The organism is Nocardioides sp. HB32 (assembly GCF_054058995.1).
Map to the genome: position 1 here is coordinate 3,653,705 of NZ_JBSSBS010000001.1, position 19,845 is coordinate 3,673,549.

Sequence of the window (19,845 nt, forward strand, 5' to 3'; positions counted from 1 at the left end):
GTCGGTGAGCCGACTGATCCACCTCAACGGTCCACCGGGAGTGGGCAAGTCGACCATGGCCCGGCGCTACGGCGCCGATCACCCGGGCGTGCTGAACTGCGACATCGACGTGTTGCGGACGCTGGTCGGTGGCTGGCAGGACGACTTCGCCGGTGCCGGGGCCGCCATCCGGCCCGCAGCGCTGGCGATGATCCACGCGTACCTCGCCGAGGGCCGGGACGTCGTGATGCCCCAGATGCTGGTCGACCCGGCCGAGCTCGCGCGCTTCGAGAAGGCAGCCACCGACGCCGGCGCCGACTTCGTCGAGCGGTTCCTCATGGACTCCGCCGACTCGACGATCGCGCGGTTCCACCGCCGCGGAGCCGGTGGCGACCCGGACCCGTGGCACGACCAGGTGCGGCAGATCGTGGCCGGGGAGGGCGGGGACCAGCGCCTGGTGCAGTGCCACAGGGCGCTCGAGGAGCTGGCGGCACGGCGATCCCGGGCGAAGATCGTCAGGAGCGTCGAGGGTGCGGAAGACCGGACCTACCGGGACCTGGTCGAGTCCCTCGCCTGAGCGGTGCGGGACGAGGACGACACCGGACGAGACGATGATTCCGGCGCCGGCCGCCGGTCCGTACGCCGTACCCATCCATCGCAACCGCACCAGGAGGCCACGTGAAGCTGCTGCTGACGTCCGGGGGTGTCGCGAACCCGAGCATCCGGGACGCGCTGGTCGAGATGCTGGGCAAGCCGATCGCCGAGTCCACGGCACTCTGCATCCCCACCGCCCAGTGGGGCCACCAGATGTGCGGTCCGGCATCGGTGCGCGGATTCGTCACGGGCGAGCCGCCTTGGGGCCTGACCAGCATGGGCTGGAGGTCCGTGGGCGTCCTGGAGCTCACGGCGCTGCCCACGATCGGCGCGGAGCGCTGGGTCCCGTGGGTCCGGGTCGCCGACGTCCTGCTCGTGGACGGCGGCGATGCGACCTACCTGTGCCACTGGATGCGGGAGTCCGGGCTGGCCGACCTGCTCCCGACGCTCGAGGACACCGTCTGGGTCGGCGTGAGCGCCGGCAGCATGGTGATGACGCCGCGGATCGGCGCGGACTTCGTCAGCTGGACCCACAGCGAGACCGACCGCACGCTGGGGATCGTCGACTTCTCGATCTTCCCGCACCTCGACGTCTTCCCGGACAACACCCTGGCCGCGGCCGAGCGGTGGGCGGGCGACATCGGCGGGCCGGCGTACGCGATGGACGACCAGACCGCGATCCGGGTCGTCGACGGCCAGGTCGACGTGGTCTCCGAGGGGACGTGGCAGCTGCTCAGCTCGATCTGACCTTCACCGCCGGGGACCAGCCGGAGGTCGAGGAGCCGATCTGGGTCCGCGCGCGCACCGACCAGGTGCCGACCCGGTGGAACGACGCCGAGGTGGCGGAGGTGTCGTTCTTCAGCGCCTTCCAGGCGCGGTGTCCCTTGCGGACCTGGACGTCGTACGTCGCGCCGGAGCCGGTCGCCCAGCGCAGGGTCCAGCCGGACGAGGTCGAGCCGGAGCGGGACACCGGGACCCGGATCGAGCCGCGCATCTCCGGGTGGATCGTGCAGTGGTACGGATACGTGCCCGCCGAGCCGAAGGTCCGCTGGTAGGACGCCCCGCCGGACTTCGGGCCGCTGTTCCAGAAGCCCTGCGTGGAGGTCGTGGTGTGCGCGATCGAGTCCGGGAAGCTCCACGTGAGCGTGGCGCCGAGCCCAGTCTTGAGGGTGGCCGGGGTGAACTGCATGTCCGCCACCGACACGGTGGGCCCGCCGGCCGACGTTGAGGCAGCGGGTACGACGCTGAGCCCGGCCGCCAGCAGCAGGCCGGCAACTACGCGAGTGATCATGGCGGGGACGCTAGACCCGCTTCATGAGAGCGGCGACGATCAGCGCCAGCTCCTCCCCCGCGTCCTCCTGGAGGAAGTGCCCGGCCCCGGCGAGCGTCACGTGGTCCTGGCCGCGCGCGCCGGGGACACATTCCTGGAAGATCCGGTCCCAGCCCCGCGTGGCCGGGTCGCCGTCGGAGTAGCAGGTCAGGAACGGCCGCTCGAACTCCTCGAGTGCGCGCATCGTCCGGCGGCCGATCCGCGCGCCCACGTCGTTGCGGGTCAGCGGGAGCAGCGCGGTCATCTGGCGCAGCCCGGCCGTGAGGTCGTCCGAGGGGTACGGCGCGTCGTACGCCGCCAGCACCTCGACCGGCAGCGGCCGGGCGGTCGCGGCGCCGACGAAGTCACTGGCCCGCAGCCGCGGCGCCCGCTGGGTGTGGAGGAGGTAGTCGACCAGCGCCTGCTCGAGCACGACCCGGCTCTCCCCGGAGCCGTGCACGGCCCAGTCGAGCCGGCCGGCGAGCGCGGGGTCGGCCGTGTGCAGGATCGTGTTCGCGGCGACGACAGCCGAGAACCGGTCGGGTTCCGCGGCCAGCACGCTGAAGCCGATCGGCCCGCCCCAGTCCTGCGCGACCAGCGTGACGTCGCGCAGGTCGAGGGTGGTGACCAGGCTCCGCATCCACTCGATGTGCCGGGCGAAGGTGTAGTCCGTGGGGCGCGCCGGCTTGTCGGAGCGGCCGAAGCCGATGTTGTCCGGGGCCACGACCCGGATGCCCCGCGCGACCAGGACCGGCACCAGCGACCGGTACAGGTAGGACCAGGTCGGCTGGCCGTGCAGCAGCAGCGCGACCGGGCCGTCCGCCGGACCCTCGTCGAGGTGGTGCATCCGCACGGGGTCGAGGCCGTCGGCCACGACCTCGGCGTAGTGCGGCTCGAACGGGTGGCCGGGCAGGTCCGCGAAGCACTCGTCGGGAGTGCGCAGCACCTCGGTCACGCCCCGCAGACTAGGCCTGGCGCAGCATCTCCGCGACGAGGAACGCCAGCTCGAGGGACTGGACCCGGTTCAGGCGCGGGTCGCAGACCGACTCGTAGCGGTGCGCCAGGTCGAGATCGGTGAGCTCCTCGCCACCGCCCACGCACTCGGTGACGTCGTCGCCGGTGAGCTCGACGTGCAGGCCGCCGGGCCAGGTGCCGAGCGAGCGGTGCACGTCGAAGAAGCCCTGGACCTCGTCGATCACGTCGCCGAAGCGGCGGGTCTTGTAGCCCGAGGACGCCTCGAAGGTGTTGCCGTGCATCGGGTCGCAGACCCAGGCGACCTCCAGGCCCGCGGCGGTGACCTTCTCGACGAGGTCCGGCAGCCCGTCCCGGATCCTGCCGGCGCCGAAGCGGGTGATGAACGTCAGCCGGCCCGGCTCGTTGGCGGGGTTCAGCTTCGCGGCCAGCGCCAGCGCGTCGTCCGGGCTGGTCGTCGGGCCGAGCTTCACGCCGATCGGGTTGCGGATGTGGCTCATCAGCTCGACGTGCGCGCCGTCCAGCTGCCGGGTCCGCTCGCCGATCCACACGAAGTGGGCCGACACGTCGTACGGCGTGCTGGTCCGCGAGTCGATGCGCGTCATGGAGTGCTCGTACTCGAGCACCAGCGCCTCGTGGCTGGAGTGGAAGTCGACGCGGTGGAACTCGTCCGGGTCCGCGCCGATCGCCTGCATGAACGTCAGCGCGCGCTCGATCTCGTTCGCCATCGCCTCGTACTGCTGGCCGACCGAGGACTCCCGCACGAAGTCGGTGTTCCAGGTGTGCACCTGGCGCAGGTCGGCGTAGCCGCCGGTCACGAACGCGCGGACCAGGTTCAGCGTCGCGGCGCTGGAGTTGTAGACGTCCACGAGCCGCTGCGGGTCCGGGATCCGCGACTCGGGTCTGAAGTCGTAGCCGTTGACGGCGTCGCCGCGGTAGGCCGGGAGCGTCACGCCGTCGCGGGTCTCGAGGTCCGACGAGCGCGGCTTGGCGTACTGCCCGGCGAGCCGCCCGACCTTCACGACCGGCACGGAGGCGGCGTACGTCAGCACGACCGCCATCTGCAGCAGCACCCGCAGCTTGTTGCGGACGTTGTCGGCGGTCACGCCCGCGAACGTCTCGGCGCAGTCGCCGCCCTGGAGCAGGAACGCCTCGCCCCGCGCGACCTGGGCGATCTTGGCCTTGAGCTCGTCGCACTCCCCCGCGAACACCAGCGGCGGCACCGTGCGCAGGCGGGCGACGGCGGCGTCGACCGCGGCACGGTCGGGGTACGACGGCTGCTGCGCCGGGCCGAGGGCGTGCAGGTCGGTCAGGGACGGGACGACACTCACCCGGCAAGGGTACGGCGCGGCCCGGTCCCGGCCCGATTCGGCAGCCCGGCGCGAGACGGCTACTCCCCGTCGACGTGCTCGATGTCGCGGAAGCCGGTCCTCTTCGCCCGCACCGCCCGGTTGGTCAGCCACGTGAACGCCCAGAGCGCGATCCCGAGGACCAGCAGGCCGCCGGCGACCTGGTACTGCACCCAGTCCTCGCGGTCCCGGGCCCACGGCCCGGCGAGGAACACGCACGCGGCGGCGCCGACGAACGGCGTCCAGCCGGGCGCGCTGAACCGGCTCTCCGCGGAGGAGTCACGGCGCAGGACCACGCAGGCGACGTTCACGACCGCGAAGACGCACAGCAGCAGCAGCGCGGTCGTGCCGGACAGTGCCGAGATGACCGAGGTGTCGGCGAGGAAGGTCACCACGACGATCAGCCCCAGCGCGAGCACCGTCGAGAAGCCGATGCCGGCGTACGGCGTCCGGCGGCCCGGCAGCACCTTCCCGAGGGTGCGGGGCAGCACGTCCTGCTGGGCGAGGCCGTAGAGCAGCCGGCTGGCCATCAGCATGTTCAGCAGGGCGGTGTTCGCCACCGCGATCACGGTCAGGAACGGGAAGATCTTGTCGATGGGGAGGCCCGGCGCGCCGGTCTGGACGACCGCGAGCAGCACCTTGCCCTCGTCGGCGACGACGGACTCGATCTCGCCCTCGGGGATCACCGCGATCACCGAGATCGCGACCAGCACGTAGAACACGACCGCGATGCCGAGGCCGCTGAGCATGATCCGCGGGAAGATCCGCTCCGGCTCCCGGGTCTCCTCGACCATGTTGACGGAGTCCTCGAAGCCGACCATCGCGAAGAACGCGATGGCGGTCGCGACCGTCACCGCCAGGAACAGGCCGCGGTCGGACTTCGAGTCGAACACCACGATCCGGCCCAGGTCGGCGTCGCCCTGGGCCATCACCCAGAAGCCGATCACGATCACGATCACCAGGGCCGCCATCTCGATCAGCGTCAGCACGACGTTGAACTTCACGCTCTCGCCGACGCCGCGCAGGTTGATGCCGGCGAGCAGCAGCATGAAGGCGATGGCCACGACCGTGATGGCGGTGTCGCCCTGCGGCACGTCCCAGCCCAGGCCGTCGAAGCCCGCGAGCAGGTTGGTGGCCAGCAGGTTGGAGGACGTCGACGCGCTGGTGACCCCGGAGCAGATCACCGCGAACGCGACGAGGAACGTGACGAAGTGGATCCCGAACGCCTTGTGCGTGTAGAGCGCCGCACCGGCGGCCTGCGGGTACTTGGTGACCAGCTCGAGGTAGGAGAGCGCCGTCAGCGTCGCGACCGCGAACGCGACCAGGAACGGCAGCCACACCAGTCCGCCGACCTCGAGCGCCATCTCGCCGGTGACCGCGTAGATGCCGGCGCCGAGGATGTCGCCGACGATGAACAGCAGGAGCAGCCGGGGACCGAGGACCCGCTTGAGGTCCGGGGTGGGGCCGTTGACGTCCACGGAGTCCGAGCTCTGGGTGGTCATGGGCCCCACCCTGCCCCGGGACCGGCGCCTCTAACCAGAACCAGCTCGGCGTCCTCAGGCGGACGGCTCGACCACCTCCAGCCGGCGGAGCAGGAACAGCGCGGCCTCGGCGAACGGGTTGCCCTCCGTGCGCCGCGCGACCTCGTCCCAGTCCACCTGCTCGCGCACGGCGCGCGCGGCGGCGACCGTCTTGCCGAGGTCGCAGGCGTGCTCCTCGAGTGCCCCCAGCTTGTCGACCATGAGCTCGGTGGCCGACAGCACGGGCATCAGGACGGACTCGACCTCCAGCTGGTCGACGTGCTCGAACCGCTCCCGCCTCACCGGTTCGCTCCCGGCCCGGAAGAGCACGTCGACCATCGCGTCGTCGACGTACACCTTGAAGAGCCAGTCCTCGGGGGGCTGCACCACGTCCAGTCCTCGGCCGGCGAGCAGGGCGGCCGTCTCGGCGGCGTCCTCCTCGGCGACCAGGAAGTCCACGTCGTGGTCGGGCTCGGGCCCGCCGCGCGCCCACAGCGCGTAGCCGCCGGTGAGCGCGAACGGCGCGTCGCCGCCCTTGAGCGCCACCGCGACCAGCTTCAACGCCTCACGCAGGTGCCGCTGCCCGTCGCTCATGCCCCCGCGTACCCGCCCAGCCGCGCGGCATGCCGGTGCGGTACGACGGGGTACCGGTGTCCCGATGCGCCTCGCGACCTTCAACATCCTGCACGGGCGGCACCCCGCCGACGACCACGTCGAGCCGGCGCGGCTGGCCGACGCGGTCCGCGACCTGGACGCCGACGTCCTCGCCCTCCAGGAGGTGGACCGCAACCAGGCGAGGTCCGCGCACGCCGACCTCACCGCCGTGGCGGCGGAGGCGATGGGTGCGGTGGACCACCGCTTCGTCGCGGCCCTCCACGGCAGTCCGGCGACCTGGACCGCCGCGACCGGCGACGAGCAGCCGGACGCGGCCGCCTACGGCATCGCCCTGCTCACCCGCTACCCGGTCCGCGCCTGGCAGGTGGTCCGGCTGGCCCCGGCGCCGACACCGGTGCCGATGTGGTTCCGCGGCAGCCGGCTGCCGACGCTGGTGCGCGACGAGCCGCGGGTCGCCGTCGCCGCCGAGGTCGAGTCGCCGCTCGGGTGCGTGACGGTCGTGAACACCCACCTGTCGTTCCTGCGGTCGTGGAACCGGCGGCAGCTGCGCCGGGTCGTCGCCGCCGTCGGCACCGCGCCGCGGCCGCTCGTGCTGGTCGGCGACCTCAACATGGGCCCGGCGCCGGCCAGGGCGGTCACGCGCCTGCGACCGATCGCGGTGCACGCGACGTTCCCCGCCGACGCGCCGCGCGAGCAGATCGACCACGTGCTCCTCGACGGGCACCTCGGCGTGACCGCCACGGCGGCCGCCCGCTTCCCGCTGTCCGACCACCGGGCGCTGGTCGTCGACCTGGCGCCAGGCTGACGCCGTCAGCCGAAGAAGACCTGTGCCTCGGCGTACTCCTCGGGGCTGACCAGCTTCAGGGCGCCGGTGCCCTCGATGAGCGGCACCCGCACGATCTTCGTGCCGCGCAGCGCCATCATGGTGCCGAAGTCGCCGTCCGCGACCGCGTCGATCGCCTGGAGCCCGAAGCGGGTGGCGAGCCAGCGGTCGAACGCCGTCGGCGTGCCGCCGCGCTGGATGTGGCCGAGCACGACCGCCCGCGCCTCCTTGCCGGTGCGCTGCTCGATCTCGTGGGAGAGCCGGTCCCCGATGCCGCCGAGCCGGACGTGCCCGAAGGCGTCCAGCTCCCCGGACACCAGCGTCATGCCCTCCCCGTCGGAGGTGCTCTCGCGCGGGACCGCTCCCTCGGACACGACGAGGATCGGCGCGTAGTGGGACTCGAACCGGCTCTCGACCAGGGCGCACACCTCCTCGATGTCGAACGGCTGCTCGGGGATCAGCACGATGTTCGCGCCGCCGGCGATGCCCGAGTGCAGTGCGATCCAGCCCGCGTGCCGCCCCATCACCTCGACGACGAGCACCCGGTGGTGGGACTCGGCGGTGGTGTGCAACCGGTCGATCGCCTCGGTCGCGATGTTGACCGCGGTGTCGAAGCCGAAGGTGAAGTCGGTGCCGGAGAGGTCGTTGTCGATCGTCTTCGGGACGCCGACGACGTTCACCCCGAGGTCGGCGAGCTTGGTGGCGACGCCGAGGGTGTCCTCGCCGCCGATGGCGACCAACGCGTCGACGCCGTCGGTCGCGAGGTTCTGCTTGATCCGCTCCACGCCGTTCTCGAGCTTGAACGGGTTGGTCCGGGACGAGCCGAGGATGGTGCCGCCACGCGGGAGGATGCCCCGGCACTGCTCGATGCCGAGCTCCATCGTCACGCCCTCGAGCGGGCCGCGCCAGCCGTCCCGGTAGCCGACGAACTCGAAGCCGTGCTCCTTGACCCCCTTGCGCACGACCGCCCGGATGACGGCGTTCAGGCCGGGGCAGTCCCCGCCTCCGGTGAGCACTCCGACGCGCATGACCACTCCTGATCGAAAGGTTTGGATCGTTCACAACAAACAGGGCGACTCTAGTGGGACGCGCGGACCGGTAGAAAGGCCCGGTGCCCCCCGTGACCAGAGCCTCCCTGACCGTGGACCCGGCTGCCCGGGTCGGCCCCGTCGACCGCCGCCTCTTCGGGTCGTTCGTCGAGCACATGGGCCGCTGCGTCCACACCGGGATCTTCGAGCCGGGCCACCCCGCGGCCGACGAGCGCGGCTTCCGGGCCGACGTGCTCGACCTGGTCCGCGAGCTCGGGCCGTCGATGATCCGCTACCCCGGCGGCAACTTCGTGTCCGGCTACCGCTGGGAGGACGGCGTCGGCCCGGTGGCCGAGCGACCGAGGCGGCTGGACCTCGCGTGGCACGCGGTCGAGCCGAACACGTTCGGGACCGACGAGTTCGTCGCGTGGTGCCGCGCGGCCGCCGTCGAGCCGATGCTCGCCGTCAACCTCGGGACCCGCGGCGTGCAGGAGGCCGTCGACCTCCTCGAGTACTGCAACCACCCCGGCGGGACCCGCCTGTCGGACCAGCGGCGCGCGAACGGCTCTCCCGACCCGCACGAGGTCCGCGTCTGGTGCCTCGGCAACGAGATGGACGGGCCGTGGCAGATCGGGCACCGCTCGGCGGCGGAGTACGGCGCGCTCGCGGGCCGGACCGCCCGGGCGATGAAGATGCTCGACCCCCGGATCGAGCTCGTCGCGTGCGGGAGCTCGAACAGCGGCATGCCGACGTTCGGCGCCTGGGAGGCGACGGTGCTCGAGCACTGCTACGACGCCGTCGACCACGTGTCGCTGCACAGCTACTACGACCCCACCGGGAAGTCCGTCGGCGAGTTCCTCGCCGGCGCCGCGGATCTGGACCGGGCCATCGACGCGGTGGTCGCGACCGCCGACCACGTCGGCGCCCGGCTCAGGTCTCGCCGGAGGCTCGGGGTCTCGGTGGACGAGTGGAACGTCTGGTACTACTCCGCGTGGGACCCCGAGGCGGTCGCCGAGTGGCGCGAGGCCGGGCCGCTGATCGAGGACACCTACGACGACGTGGACGCGACCATGGTCGCCTCGTTGCTCGTGACCCTGCTCCGGCACGCGGACCGGGTGCACCTGGCCTGCCTGGCCCAGCTGGTGAACGTGATCGCGCCGATCCGCACCGAGCCGGGCGGGCGCGCGTGGAAGCAGAGCATCTTCGAGCCGTTCGCGGCGATCGCGGGTGCCGCGCGCGGCGACGTGCTCGACGTGCGGCCCCGCGTCGCGACGTACGAGAGCGAGTCGGGCGACGTGCCCCTGGTCGACGCGACGGCGACGTACGACGAGGCGTCGGGCGCCGTGGCGCTGGTGCTCGTCAACCGCTCGACCGAGCCGGCCGAGGTCGCCGTCGACGCGCGAGCGCTCGGCCTCGCCACCTTCGACGTCCGGCTGGACCCGGTCTCGTGGCGGCTGGTCAGGCCGGGGCCTGCTGCCCCGCCCGGTTCGTGACCCGCAGCGCGGCCTCCGGCAGCACCCGGCCGAGCTGGACGGCGAGCAGGGAGCCGACCAGGCTCAGCGCGGCGAGCGCCAGCCAGATCGGCGACGAGCCACGGGCCAGCAGCCAGGCGAACGCGACGGGCGCGACCGCGCCGGAGATCGTCCAGGCCAGCTGCATCAGCGAGAGGTAGCGGCCGCGCAGGTGCTCCGGCGCGGCCTCGGCACCGAGCGCGCCGAGGACCGGGCCGCCGAGCAGCTCACCGCCGGTGTACACGACCGAGCCCACCAGCACCACGATGGTCGCGAGCACGACGGAGACCGCGGTCGCGCCCACCAGCACGACGAACGAGGCAGCGAACACCAGGTTCGTCAGCACCAGGACCCGCCAGCGGTGGTGGCCGGTCATGCCGCGGACGACCAGGCCCTGGCCGAAGCCGACCATCACCGTGTTGATCGTGAACACCGCGCCGGTCACCCAGCCCGGCAGGCCGAGCACCGTGACCGCGTAGATCGGCATCGCGAAGTTGAGCGCCATCATCGCGGTCGAGTAGCAGAGCTGGACGAGCCACAGCAGCCGGTAGGGCCGGTCCCGGAGCACGGTCGCCCAGGCCCCCTCGGGCGACCGGTGCCCGCTCGGCGCGGTGGGCGGCACGGCGAGCAGCAGCAGGAAGGCGACGGCGTACGAGACCGCGTTGACCAGCACGACCGACAGGTACGCCTCGTGCGTCCCGATCGTGATCGCGAGGCCGGACAGCAGGCCGCCGGCCGCGAACCCGACGTTGCGCAGTGCGCCGAGGAAGCCGAACCACTTCTCCCGCTCCCCCGGCTGGGAGATCGCGGCGACGATGTTGCCGTACGAGCCCCAGAACGCGGTGCGGCCGACCGCGACCACCACGGTCCAGAGCGTGAGGCCGAGGAACGAGTCGGTGACCAGGTAGGCCAGGAAGCCGACGAACTGGGCCAGGTTGCCGGCGAGCAGCACCCGCTTCGCGCCGTACCGATCGACGATGCCGCCGAGGAGCGGGCCGGCCGGGATGGCGGCTGCCGACGCGACCGAGATCGCGGCGCCGATCTGCACCAGGCTCAGGTCGGTGGTGACGAGGAAGTAGAGCATCGACACCGGCATGAACACGCCGCTGCCGACCGCGTCGATCGCGATGGCGGTGACGAACCGGCGGTGGTGGCCGAGGGAGGGGAAGCCGAGCTTGTCGGTGACGCGATCGAGCACCCGCCCATCCTCCGGCTTCTACCCCGCTCGAGAGCAAATCGTTATCGGTAGTGTCGCGTCATGACGTTCTCGATCGTGGCCCGCTCCGCCGACGGCCGGTCCTGGGGCGTGGCCGTCGCCTCGAAGTTCCTCGCCGTGGGCTCCCCCGTCCCCGCAGCCGTCGCCGGAGTCGGTGCGATCGCCACCCAGGCCGACGCCAACGTGGCCTACAAGGGCCAGGCGCTGGCCCACCTCGACGACGGCGCGACCGCGTCCGTCGCGCTCCAGCGGCTGCTCGAGGACGACGAGGGCCGCGACCACCGGCAGGTCGGGATCGTCGACGTCGACGGCGGCGCCGCCAGCCACACCGGCCCCGCGTGCCTGGACTGGGCGGGCGGCGTGACCGGCCACGGGTACGCGATCCAGGGCAACATCCTCACCGGCGAGGAGGTCGTCCAGGCGATGCAGGCCGCGTGGCTGGCCTCGCCCGAGGACGCCCCGCTCGCCCGCCGGCTGCTCGCGGCGCTGGTCGCGGGCGACGAGGCCGGCGGTGACTCCCGCGGCCGGCAGTCGGCGGCCGTGCTGGTCGTGGAGGACGGTGCCGGGTACGGCGGCCTCGACGACATCGCCGTCGACCTACGGGTCGACGACCACGAGCAGCCGATCCCCGAGCTGACCCGGCTGCTCGACCTCAGCGACCTCTACCTGACGGCCTCCACCGAGGACGAGAAGGTGCCGGTCACGCCCGAGCTCGAGGCCGAGCTCGAGGAGCTCGCCCGGGCCGCCGGCGCCCGCGACTTCCCGGCCTGGGTCGGCACCCAGAACTACGAGATGCGCGTCGCCGCGGACGGTTCCTGGATCGACCGGAAGGTCCTGGAGATCATCCGGGCCGCCCGCGCATGAGCGTCCTCGCGATCGACGCCGGGACGACCGGCGTCACCGCGGTCGTCGTCGAGCAGGACGGGTCGATCGCGGCGAAGGGCTACCAGGAGTTCGCGCAGCACTTCCCCCGGCCGGGCTGGGTCGAGCACGCGCCCGAGGAGATCTGGCAGGCCACCCTCGAGGCGACCCGCCAGGTCCTGGCCTCCCACGACGCCGGCCGGCTCCGGGCGGTCGGCATCACCAACCAGCGCGAGACCGTGCTGCTGTGGGACCGCGAGACCCTCGGCTCGCCACGCAGGGCGATCGTCTGGCAGGACCGGCGTACCGCCGACCTGTGCACGCGGCTGCGCGACGAGGGCCACGAGGAGCGGGTCAGCGAGCTGACCGGGCTGCGCCTCGACCCGTACTTCTCCGGCACCAAGCTGATGTGGCTGCGCGAGAACGAGCCGCACACCTGGGCGCTCGTCGAGTCCGGGCGGTACGCCGTCGGCACCGTGGACTCGTACCTCATCGCGCGGATGACCCGCGGGACCTACCACGTCACCGACGTCTCGAACGCGTCGGCGCACGCTACTGATGGACCTCGCCGCCGGAGACTGGTCCGACGAGCTCTGCGACCTGTTCGGCGTCCCCCGCGACGCGCTGCCGGAGCTGGTGCCGAACTGGGGCGAGATCGCCACGACCGACCCGAAGTCGTTCCTCGACCTGTCGCTCCCGATCGCGGGGGTCGCCGGCGACCAGCAGTCCGCGCTCTTCGGCCAGACCTGCTTCGACGGGGGCGACTCGAAGTGCACCTACGGCACCGGCTCGTTCGTGCTCACCAACACCGGAACGTCGATCCAGCGCTCCGACGCCGGCCTGCTGGCGACCGCCGCGTGGCGCTCCCCAGACGGCGAGCTGACCTACGCCAGCGAGGGCGCGATCTTCGTCACCGGCGCCGCCGTGCAGTGGCTGCGCGACGGGCTGCAGATCGTCGGCTCGGCCGCCGAGACGCAGGCGATCGCCGGGACCGTCCGCGACACCGAGGGCGTGGTGTTCGTGCCCGCGCTGACCGGGCTGGGCGCCCCGCACTGGGACCCGCGCGCCCGCGGCCTGATCATCGGCATCACCCGGGGCACGACCCGCGCCCACATCGTCCGGGCGACGCTCGAGGCGATCGCGTTCGAGGTCCGCGACGTGCTGGAGACGATGCCCGCGCTGTCGTCGCTGCGGGTGGACGGCGGCGCGGCCGCGAACGACCTGCTCTGCCAGGTGCAGGCCGACCAGGTCGGCGTACCGGTGGAGCGGCCGAAGGTCGTGGAGACCACCGCCCTGGGCGCAGCGTTCCTCGCCGGCCTCGGCGCAGGCGTCTGGGACTCCACCGACGACCTGCGGCACACCTGGAGCCTGGACCGCCGCTTCGAGCCGGGCGGGGACCGGGCGGCCGCGGACGCGGCGCACGCCCGGTGGCGGGACGCGGTCGAGCGCTCGAAGGGCTGGGCCTAGCTCCGCAGCTTCTCGAGCGCCGCGGCCGCGGCATCCCGGGACCTGGTCGCCTCCCGGACGCCGGCCTCGGCCTCGTCGCGGGTGTCCTCGGCGTCGGAGAGCTCGTCGTCGACCTCCTCGGCCGTCGACTCGAGCTCCGCGATCCTCCCGCGCAGCTCGTCGATCTCGGCCTGGAGCTGCAGGCTGCGGGCCTCGAGCTCGTCATACGCCGACCGCGCGCCGTCGTACGCCTGGGTGGCCTCGTCCAGCTGGGACTGGGCGGCGGCGAGCGCCTGCTCGGCGGCCTCGACCGCCTTCCGGTCCGCCTCGGGGTCGGGCACCACGTGCAGCTCGGGCCGCGGCGGCGGCTCGGCCTCCCGGGCGCTGGCGGTGAACCCGATCGCCTCCGGCACGGCGACCGCTCCCGCGAGGTCCGCCGGGTCGAGGCCGGTCGAGGACAGCGCGGCGACCAGCATTCCGCTGCGCACCGCGAGGCCGCACTGCTCGTCGACCATCGCCGCGGTCAGCGTGGCCTCGACCTGGTCGGCGACCGCGTCGGTGACCTTGGTGCCCTCCTCGCGAGCGGTGCGCCGGGCCTGGGTGGTGACCGCCGCGGTGAGCTGCCGCCGCTGCCGGGTCAGCTCGCGCAGCGCGTCGCCCGACATCGACGCCTGCGCCTCGCGCAGCGCGGCACCCACGGACAGCACCTGCTCCACCTGCTCGGTCTCGCGGCGGACCAGGAGGTTCACGACCCACGCCGCGACCGACGGCTTGCGCAGGGCCTTGACCTGCTTGCCGAGGTCCGTGCCCTTCAGCTCCTTCGCCTTCGCGTCCCGGGCGGGGGTGAACTCGGGCAGCGACAGGCCGTAGAGCTCGTCCGCGATGCTCAGCAGGTCCGTGGACTGGTCGGCCATGCGGGTGATCCTAGGAGTCCCGCCGGACGAGGTGCGCGGCCCACATCCGCTCGTACAGCTCGCGCAGCTCGTCCTCGTCGAGGTCGTCGAGCGGCAGGTGCAGGTCGGCGAGGGCCGTGCACCACGTCCCGAACGTCGCCAGCTCGGTCTCGGTGGTGCCGCCGGCGCCGACCCGCGTGAGCAGGCAGCCGCGCAGGGTGGCCGCACCGCCGGCGTACCGGCGCTGGACGACGAGCACCTTCGAGAACCGTCCGGTCCCGGGCGCGGACAGCTCCGCGTGCGAGGCGAGCAGGTCCGCGGGCTCCGTCGGGCGCGACGTGACCTCGACGCCGGTGAAGCTGCCCGTGGGGTCGTGGCGGAACGACCAGCCGTCCGGGCGCACCTCGTCGACGACGTAGGTGAAGGGGTCCTGCCGGTGCTCGCCCACGATCAGCGGCAGCGGATCGCGGAACGCGTCGCCGAGCCCGACGTCGACCCACCACTCGCCGCCGGGGTTGGCGGAGGTCGGCAGCCCCGCGACCTGGAGGACGAGGTGGTTGAGGAAGTCCCCGTGGCGGTCCCACTCGTCGGTCCAGACGTGACCGTGGCGCCGGGTGACGTCGTACCCCAGCTCCCTCAGCACGAGCTCGATCGCGCCGTTCTGGTGGAAGCAGTACCCGGCCCGGCCTAGCTCGCCGACCCGCTCCAGCGACGCGACGGCGTCCACGGACGGCGGCCGGCCGAGCATCACGCCGAGGTTCTCGTACGGCACCCGCTCGAGGTGCCGCCGGTGCAGGAGCACCAGGGTCTCCAGGGTCGGTGGCGGCGGGATGTCGAAGCCGAGGCGGCTCAGGTACGCCGCGGTCGCGCTCACCGGCCGGGGCGCACGTAGCGCCCGCGCCGGTGCACGAGCGGCTCCGGGTCGTCGCCGGCCGCGATCTCGTCCACGGCCAGCGTGAGCAGCGTCGACCAGCCGACCGGGGCCGCCGACTCGAGCGTGGTGCCGACCCAGGTCGCGGCGTCGGCCAGCCGCGGGCCCCACGCGGTGTCCTCGAAGGTCCCGGTGCGGAAGGGACCGCCCGGTGCGGGGGCGGTGCCGGCGAACGCCTCCGCGAGGTCGCGGTGCGACCAGGACAGCAGCTGCACGACGGCCCGCCCGGTGCGCGCGACCTCCTCGGCCAGGTCGCTGTCCGGGTCGACCAGCGCCAGCACCCGCGCCGGCTCACCGTTGGCGACCATCAGCGAGCTCACCGTCAGGCCGGCGCGCTCACCGTCCCCTCCGGCCGTGACCAGGGCGACCGTCCCGGTGAGCCGGCCGCGGAGCCGGCGTACCGGGTCGGGCTCGGGATCGGCGAACGGGTGGCTGGAGTGGATGGTCAAGACGCCAGCTTGTCGGCCTCGGAGCCGCCGTCCTTGTCCTTCTTGGACTCCTCCTTGGCGCGGGAGGCGTACATGTCGACGTACTCCTGGCCGGAGAGCCGCATGATCTCGTACATGATCTCGTCGGTGATCGACCGCAGGATGTAGCGGTCGTTCTCCATGCCCTCGTAGCGGCTGAAGTCCAGCGGCCTGCCGAACCGGACGACGGGACGCGTGAACCGGCCGAACGTCTTGCCGGGAGGCGCGACGACGTCGGTGCCGACGACCGCGACCGGGATGACCGGCGCCTTCGTCTCGAGCGCCAGCCGCGCGACGCCGACCTTGCCGCGGTAGAGCTTGCCGTCGTGGGAGCGGGTGCCCTCGGGGTAGATGCCGAACAGCTCGCCCTGGTCGAGGAGCCGCTTGGCCGAGATGATCGCGCCCTCGGACGCGTTGCCGCCGGACCGGTCGATCGGCACCTGGCCGGAGCCCTTGAAGAACGTCTTCTGCAGCCAGCCCTTGAGGCCGGGCGACGTGAAGTACTCCGCCTTCGCGACGAACGTGACGCGGCGCGGCAGCGTGAGCGGCATGAACAGCCAGTCGGCGTACGAGAGGTGGTTGCTCGCGAGGATGGCCGGGCCCTCGAGCGGCACGTTCTCGGCCCCGGAGACCCTCGGGCGGAACACCAGCTTGAGCCACGGACCCAGGGCGATCCACTTCAGGAACCAGTAGAACACCCGACACCTCCGCACGCGATCCCGAGACGACCCGACGCGGGCAGCCTAGACCGTCGCCGGGGACTTCCCCATACCCCAGTCCGTGGATGGCTCCGGTGGGGCATCATGCCGCCATGACTGTGCATCCCCAAGCCTCGCCGTACTCCGCCCCGGCCCGGCCGGAGCTCACCGGGGGGCGCAGCATCGGCGTCCTCCTCAGCCACGGCTTCACCGGGCAGCCGGCCTCGATGAAGCCCTGGGGCGAGGCGCTCGCGGCCCTGGGGTACGCCGTCGAGGTGCCGCGCCTGCCCGGCCACGGCACGACCTGGCAGGAGATGAACTCCACGACCTGGGCGGACTGGTACGCCGAGGTGTCGGGCGCGCTGGACAAGCTGCGTGCGGACAACCACGCGGTCGTGCTCTGCGGGCTGTCCATGGGCGGCGCCCTGGTGCTCCGCCTCGCCGCCGACCGGCCGGACGACGTCGCCGGCGTCGTGGTGGTCAACCCCGCGGTCGCGACCAAGCGGCTCGACGTGAAGCTGCTGCCGGTGCTCAAGCACCTGGTGAAGTCGTTCCCCGGGATCGCCAACGACATCAAGAAGGAGGGCGGCGAGGAGTACGGCTACACGAAGACGCCGCTCAAGGCCGCCCACTCGATGATGCAGGCGTGGCCGCTGCTCGTGGCCGACCTGTCGAAGGTGACCGCGCCGCTGCTCTACCTGCGCTCCACCGAGGACCACGTCGTCGACGAGAAGTCCCAGCCGCTGATCACCGGCGGCGTCTCGTCGACCGACGTGACCGTCGTACCGCTCGAGGACAGCTACCACGTGGCGACCCTCGACAACGACTTCGACAAGATCGTCGCGGAGTCGTCCGCGTTCATCGCCCGCGTGACTTCGGCGTCCTAACGCCGGGGGCATACCCTCGGAGTGTGCAGCCCGACCACCACGACGACGAGGCCGAGGACCAGGCCTGGCGCGCGATCGTGGACAACTACGGCGACCGCGCCGAGATCGACGACTCCGCCCCGCCCACGGCTCCGCCGACGGCGCCGCCCGCGTCCGGTGCGCCGTTCGCCGGCCGCTTCGGTGACCTGCGGGCGTTCCCGTCCGAGAACGAGGACGAGCCGTTCGTGGCGGCGGACGAGGACGAGGGCTTCGTCCCGCCCGAGCCGCCACCGCTCCCCCGCGTCGAGCCGGACCGGATGCTCGCCTGGGTGGGGGTCCTGGGCTCCCCCGTGGTGCTGCTCTGTGCCCTGGTCTTCGCGATCAGCCTGCCCGAGTGGCTGGGCTACCTGCTGGTCGCCGGGTTCGTCGGCGGGTTCCTCTACCTGGTGGTGAAGATGCCCCGCGAGCCGCGTGACCCCTGGGACGACGGCGCGCAAGTCTGACGGTTAGTGTGCGCAACGTGAGCGCCAACGAGACGGTCGAGATCACCGGCCACCTGATGGACCACGGCATCCTGTCGCGGGTCCTCGACGACATTCGCGAGTACGGCGGCGACTACTCGATCGACCGCTTCGACGTCGGCCGGGAGACCGACGACCCGTCGCACGCGGTGATCACGGTGGTCGCCGAGGACGAGGAGTCGCTCCAGCGGCTGCTGATGCGGCTGCAGACCCGTGGCGTGAACCAGGTGGACCCGGGCGAGGCGTCCGTGGCCGTCGCGGACCGCGACGGCGTGTTCCCCGACAGCTTCTACTCGACCACCAACCTCGACACCCGGGTCCGCGTCGACGGCACCTGGCTGGAGGTCGAGAACCCGGAGATGGACTGCGGCCTGGTGCTCGAGCGCAACGCCGACGGGCGACCCACGCGCGTCTACACGCTGCCGATGTCCGACGTGCGCGAGGGCATGCTGGTGATCACCGGTGCGTCCGGCGTCAAGGTGTCGGTCCCCGAGCCGGACCGGACCGCGGGCGCGTTCGGGTTCATGGAGTCCGAGGTGTCCTCCGAGAAGCCGCAGGCCGTCCTGGTCCGCCAGGTGGCCGACGGCATGCGCGAGGCCAAGGCGGAGGGCAAGAAGGTCCTCTGGGTCGGCGGCCCCGGCGTCGTGCACACCGGCGCCGCGCCGGCGCTGGTCGCGATGGTCCACGCCGGCTTCGTCGACGTGCTCTTCGCGGGCAACGCCCTCGCCACCCACGACATCGAGTCCTCGCTGTACGGCACCAGCCTCGGCATCGACCTGGCCATGGGCCGCGGCGTCGAGCACGGTCACGAGCACCACATCCGCGCGCTCAACACGATCCGCAAGGAGGGCTCGATCAAGGCCGCCGTGGACAGCGGCGTACTGACCGGCGGCATCATGCACGCGCTCGTCACGCACCGGAAGGAGTTCGTCCTCGTCGGCTCGGTCCGTGACGACGGTCCGCTGCCGGACGTCTACACCGACGTGATCGAGGGCCAGCGGGCGATGCGCGCCCAGCTTCAGGGCGTCGGCTTCTGCCTGATGGTGGCGACCATGCTGCACTCCGTCGCGACCGGCAACATCCTGCCGGCCTCGATACCCCTGGTCTGCGTGGACATCAATCCGGCGACCGTCACCAAGCTCGCCGACCGAGGGTCGTCGCAGGCGCGCGGCATCGTCACCGACGTGGGGCTGTTCCTCGAGCAGCTTGCAGTCGAGCTCGTGCCCGAGTACCGGCGTTCCTGAAGGTCTGCCGGGCCAGGTACGCCGCCCCGATGGCGCCCGCCTCCGGTCCGAGTCCCGCCCGGACGAGCGGCGGCACGACCCGGTGCTCCGCACCCACCAGGGACTCGCGCAGCGCGGCGCGCGCCGGCTCGAGGAGAAGGTCGCCTGCGATCGACGGGCCACCACCGACCACCACGATCTGCGGGTCGAAGGCGGCCACCAGGTTGGCGGTGCCGACGCCCAGCCAGGTGCCGATCGACTCGAACGCCGCCCGCGCCACCGGGTCACCCGCCTCGGCCGCCTCCATCACCTGGGGACCGGTCAGGTCCTCGGGGCCGCCGTTCTCACGGACGAACCGGCCCAGCGCGTTGCCGCTGCAGTACTGCTCCCAGCAGCCCGTGCCCCCGCACTCGCACGCCCGGCCACCGGGGACGACCTGCATGTGGCCGAACTCGCCCGCCATGCCGTTGTAGCCGCGGTGCACGGCGCCGTCGAGCACGACCGCACCGCCGATCCCGGTGCCGAGCGTGATGACCAGGGCGTCCTCGACGTTGCCGACCGCGCCGTACACGACCTCCGCGCGGGCCGCGCAGTTCGCGTCGTTGTCGAGCACCACCGGGGCGCTCCAGCGCTCGGCGAGCCGGGCGCGCACACCCTCGTCGCGCCACGGCAGGTGCGGCGCGAACCGCACCCGCTCCCCCTGCGCGTCGACGAAGCCGGCCGCGGCGATGCCGATCGCCGAGGGACGCCGTACGCCCGCGATCTCCTGGACCGCCTCGGTCAGCGCGTCCTCGACGAGCCGGGCCTCGACCCGCCGGCCCGGCGTCGTCCGCCGTGCCGTCCGCAGGACCCGGCCGGTCGAGGAGACCGCGGCCGCGAGGACCTTGGTGCCGCCGATGTCGACACCGATGAAGAGCGCCATGGGGGTTATTCGACCAGACCGAGTCGCCGGTGGTGGGGGAACGCGCTCGGAGGCGACGGTGTCGACGGGATCGTCGCGATGAACGTCGGGCGCGTCGGTGA

21 protein-coding genes and 1 pseudogene are annotated in these 19,845 nt (G+C 72.6%); 10 read left to right on the plus strand and 12 right to left on the minus strand.

Features of this window, described 5'->3' with window-relative positions:
- Nucleotides 1-4 precede the first annotated feature (4 nt).
- Together ACVW2K_RS18340 and ACVW2K_RS18345 are read left to right on the plus strand one after the other, a co-directional pair.
- Nucleotides 5-556, plus strand: coding sequence for an AAA family ATPase (locus ACVW2K_RS18340; protein WP_028635968.1), 552 nt, complete (start codon nucleotides 5-7; stop codon nucleotides 554-556).
- A 101-nt stretch (nucleotides 557-657) separates the two neighbouring features.
- Nucleotides 658-1,320, plus strand: coding sequence for a Type 1 glutamine amidotransferase-like domain-containing protein (locus tag ACVW2K_RS18345; protein ID WP_457203496.1), 663 nt, complete (start codon nucleotides 658-660; stop codon nucleotides 1,318-1,320).
- On the opposite strand, the gene ACVW2K_RS18350 is transcribed toward ACVW2K_RS18345, so the two are convergent.
- Genes ACVW2K_RS18350 through ACVW2K_RS18370 form a run of 5 tightly spaced genes read right to left on the minus strand, consistent with a single transcriptional unit; the run spans nucleotide 1,307 to nucleotide 6,317 of the window.
- On the minus strand, nucleotides 1,307-1,864 hold the full coding sequence (locus ACVW2K_RS18350; RefSeq protein WP_457203497.1) for a plastocyanin/azurin family copper-binding protein: 558 nt from the start codon (nucleotides 1,862-1,864) through the stop codon (nucleotides 1,307-1,309). The two genes, ACVW2K_RS18345 and ACVW2K_RS18350, sit on opposite strands and share 14 nt — an antisense overlap.
- Nucleotides 1,865-1,874: 10 nt before the next feature.
- Nucleotides 1,875-2,837 carry a haloalkane dehalogenase gene (locus tag ACVW2K_RS18355; protein WP_457203498.1) on the minus strand — a complete coding sequence of 321 codons (963 nt, stop codon included), beginning with the start codon at nucleotides 2,835-2,837 and terminating at the stop codon, nucleotides 1,875-1,877.
- A 10-nt stretch (nucleotides 2,838-2,847) separates the two neighbouring features.
- Nucleotides 2,848-4,185 (minus strand): class II 3-deoxy-7-phosphoheptulonate synthase, encoded by a 1,338-nt coding sequence (locus tag ACVW2K_RS18360; RefSeq protein WP_457203499.1) that lies wholly within the window; start codon nucleotides 4,183-4,185, stop codon nucleotides 2,848-2,850.
- A gap of 59 nt (nucleotides 4,186-4,244) precedes the next feature.
- A complete protein-coding gene (locus ACVW2K_RS18365) occupies nucleotides 4,245-5,705 on the minus strand; it encodes an APC family permease (protein WP_028635972.1) in 1,461 nt (486 codons plus the stop codon).
- Between the two features lie 54 nt (nucleotides 5,706-5,759).
- Entirely contained in the window at nucleotides 5,760-6,317 is a 558-nt protein-coding gene (locus ACVW2K_RS18370) for a hypothetical protein (RefSeq protein ID WP_457203500.1), read from the minus strand.
- A gap of 64 nt (nucleotides 6,318-6,381) precedes the next feature.
- On the opposite strand from ACVW2K_RS18370, the gene ACVW2K_RS18375 reads away from it, so the two are divergent.
- Nucleotides 6,382-7,143, plus strand: a complete 762-nt coding sequence (locus ACVW2K_RS18375) for an endonuclease/exonuclease/phosphatase family protein (protein ID WP_457203501.1) — start codon at nucleotides 6,382-6,384, stop codon at nucleotides 7,141-7,143.
- 5 nt (nucleotides 7,144-7,148) lie between these two features.
- On the opposite strand, the gene ACVW2K_RS18380 is transcribed toward ACVW2K_RS18375, so the two are convergent.
- Entirely contained in the window at nucleotides 7,149-8,189 is a 1,041-nt protein-coding gene (locus ACVW2K_RS18380) for a 6-phosphofructokinase (RefSeq protein ID WP_028635975.1), read from the minus strand.
- Between the two features lie 92 nt (nucleotides 8,190-8,281).
- Between ACVW2K_RS18380 and arfA the strand changes: the two genes are divergently transcribed.
- Nucleotides 8,282-9,682 carry an arabinosylfuranosidase ArfA gene (gene arfA / locus ACVW2K_RS18385; protein ID WP_457203502.1) on the plus strand — a complete coding sequence of 467 codons (1,401 nt, stop codon included), beginning with the start codon at nucleotides 8,282-8,284 and terminating at the stop codon, nucleotides 9,680-9,682.
- Here the strand turns inward: arfA and ACVW2K_RS18390 are convergent.
- On the minus strand, nucleotides 9,648-10,898 hold the full coding sequence (locus tag ACVW2K_RS18390; RefSeq protein ID WP_457203503.1) for an MFS transporter: 1,251 nt from the start codon (nucleotides 10,896-10,898) through the stop codon (nucleotides 9,648-9,650). The two genes, arfA and ACVW2K_RS18390, sit on opposite strands and share 35 nt — an antisense overlap.
- A 60-nt stretch (nucleotides 10,899-10,958) precedes the next feature.
- On the opposite strand from ACVW2K_RS18390, the gene ACVW2K_RS18395 reads away from it, so the two are divergent.
- The 3 genes and pseudogenes from ACVW2K_RS18395 to ACVW2K_RS18405 all read left to right on the plus strand — a co-directional run bounded on the left by ACVW2K_RS18395 (nucleotide 10,959) and on the right by ACVW2K_RS18405 (nucleotide 13,244).
- Complete coding sequence (locus tag ACVW2K_RS18395; RefSeq protein WP_457203504.1) at nucleotides 10,959-11,780, plus strand: DUF1028 domain-containing protein; 822 nt, start codon at nucleotides 10,959-10,961, stop codon at nucleotides 11,778-11,780.
- Nucleotides 11,777-12,262, plus strand: a pseudogene (locus tag ACVW2K_RS18400) (FGGY family carbohydrate kinase); the annotation flags it as partial. The gene ACVW2K_RS18395 and the pseudogene ACVW2K_RS18400, both read left to right, overlap by 4 nt.
- A 73-nt stretch (nucleotides 12,263-12,335) precedes the next feature.
- The gene (locus ACVW2K_RS18405; RefSeq protein ID WP_457203505.1) at nucleotides 12,336-13,244 is read left to right on the plus strand and encodes an FGGY family carbohydrate kinase; all 909 of its coding nucleotides are present in this window, start codon (nucleotides 12,336-12,338) and stop codon (nucleotides 13,242-13,244) included.
- Here ACVW2K_RS18405 and ACVW2K_RS18410 read toward each other — a convergent pair.
- The 4 genes from ACVW2K_RS18410 to ACVW2K_RS18425 are packed head-to-tail and all read right to left on the minus strand — an operon-like array spanning nucleotide 13,241 to nucleotide 16,212.
- Nucleotides 13,241-14,137, minus strand: coding sequence for a hypothetical protein (locus tag ACVW2K_RS18410; RefSeq protein WP_457203506.1), 897 nt, complete (start codon nucleotides 14,135-14,137; stop codon nucleotides 13,241-13,243). The two genes, ACVW2K_RS18405 and ACVW2K_RS18410, sit on opposite strands and share 4 nt — an antisense overlap.
- A gap of 10 nt (nucleotides 14,138-14,147) precedes the next feature.
- Nucleotides 14,148-14,990 carry an arylamine N-acetyltransferase family protein gene (locus ACVW2K_RS18415; RefSeq protein ID WP_457203507.1) on the minus strand — a complete coding sequence of 281 codons (843 nt, stop codon included), beginning with the start codon at nucleotides 14,988-14,990 and terminating at the stop codon, nucleotides 14,148-14,150.
- Entirely contained in the window at nucleotides 14,987-15,496 is a 510-nt protein-coding gene (locus tag ACVW2K_RS18420) for a flavin reductase family protein (RefSeq protein ID WP_457203508.1), read from the minus strand. The genes ACVW2K_RS18415 and ACVW2K_RS18420 overlap by 4 nt, the downstream gene beginning before the upstream one ends.
- Nucleotides 15,493-16,212, minus strand: coding sequence for a lysophospholipid acyltransferase family protein (locus ACVW2K_RS18425; protein ID WP_028635982.1), 720 nt, complete (start codon nucleotides 16,210-16,212; stop codon nucleotides 15,493-15,495). Before ACVW2K_RS18425 ends, ACVW2K_RS18420 begins: the two co-directional genes overlap by 4 nt.
- A 113-nt stretch (nucleotides 16,213-16,325) precedes the next feature.
- On the opposite strand from ACVW2K_RS18425, the gene ACVW2K_RS18430 reads away from it, so the two are divergent.
- Genes ACVW2K_RS18430 through ACVW2K_RS18440 form a run of 3 tightly spaced genes read left to right on the plus strand, consistent with a single transcriptional unit; the run spans nucleotide 16,326 to nucleotide 18,843 of the window.
- On the plus strand, nucleotides 16,326-17,099 hold the full coding sequence (locus ACVW2K_RS18430; protein WP_457203509.1) for an alpha/beta hydrolase: 774 nt from the start codon (nucleotides 16,326-16,328) through the stop codon (nucleotides 17,097-17,099).
- Nucleotides 17,100-17,122: 23 nt separating this feature from the next.
- Complete coding sequence (locus tag ACVW2K_RS18435; protein WP_457203510.1) at nucleotides 17,123-17,581, plus strand: hypothetical protein; 459 nt, start codon at nucleotides 17,123-17,125, stop codon at nucleotides 17,579-17,581.
- A 17-nt stretch (nucleotides 17,582-17,598) separates the two neighbouring features.
- Entirely contained in the window at nucleotides 17,599-18,843 is a 1,245-nt protein-coding gene (locus ACVW2K_RS18440; RefSeq protein WP_457203511.1) for an ornithine cyclodeaminase, nickel-pincer nucleotide-dependent, read from the plus strand.
- On the opposite strand, the gene ACVW2K_RS18445 is transcribed toward ACVW2K_RS18440, so the two are convergent.
- On the minus strand, nucleotides 18,776-19,744 hold the full coding sequence (locus tag ACVW2K_RS18445; protein WP_457203512.1) for an ROK family protein: 969 nt from the start codon (nucleotides 19,742-19,744) through the stop codon (nucleotides 18,776-18,778). The genes ACVW2K_RS18440 and ACVW2K_RS18445 overlap by 68 nt on opposite strands.
- Nucleotides 19,745-19,845: the final 101 nt, after the last annotated feature.

Excerpts from the sequence above, each read along its gene's own strand:
- ACVW2K_RS18445 (WP_457203512.1), bottom strand. The coding sequence starts at position 19,744 with ATGGCGCTCTTCATCGGTGTCGACATCGGCGGCACCAAGGTCCTCGCG.
- ACVW2K_RS18395 (WP_457203504.1), top strand. The coding sequence starts at position 10,959 with ATGACGTTCTCGATCGTGGCCCGCTCCGCCGACGGCCGGTCCTGGGGC.
- ACVW2K_RS18365 (WP_028635972.1), bottom strand. The coding sequence starts at position 5,705 with ATGACCACCCAGAGCTCGGACTCCGTGGACGTCAACGGCCCCACCCCG.
- ACVW2K_RS18370 (WP_457203500.1), bottom strand. The coding sequence starts at position 6,317 with ATGAGCGACGGGCAGCGGCACCTGCGTGAGGCGTTGAAGCTGGTCGCG.
- ACVW2K_RS18375 (WP_457203501.1), top strand. The coding sequence starts at position 6,382 with ATGCGCCTCGCGACCTTCAACATCCTGCACGGGCGGCACCCCGCCGAC.
- ACVW2K_RS18350 (WP_457203497.1), bottom strand. The coding sequence starts at position 1,864 with ATGATCACTCGCGTAGTTGCCGGCCTGCTGCTGGCGGCCGGGCTCAGC.
- ACVW2K_RS18430 (WP_457203509.1), top strand. The coding sequence starts at position 16,326 with ATGACTGTGCATCCCCAAGCCTCGCCGTACTCCGCCCCGGCCCGGCCG.
- ACVW2K_RS18405 (WP_457203505.1), top strand. The coding sequence starts at position 12,336 with ATGGACCTCGCCGCCGGAGACTGGTCCGACGAGCTCTGCGACCTGTTC.
- ACVW2K_RS18380 (WP_028635975.1), bottom strand. The coding sequence starts at position 8,189 with ATGCGCGTCGGAGTGCTCACCGGAGGCGGGGACTGCCCCGGCCTGAAC.
- ACVW2K_RS18410 (WP_457203506.1), bottom strand. The coding sequence starts at position 14,137 with ATGGCCGACCAGTCCACGGACCTGCTGAGCATCGCGGACGAGCTCTAC.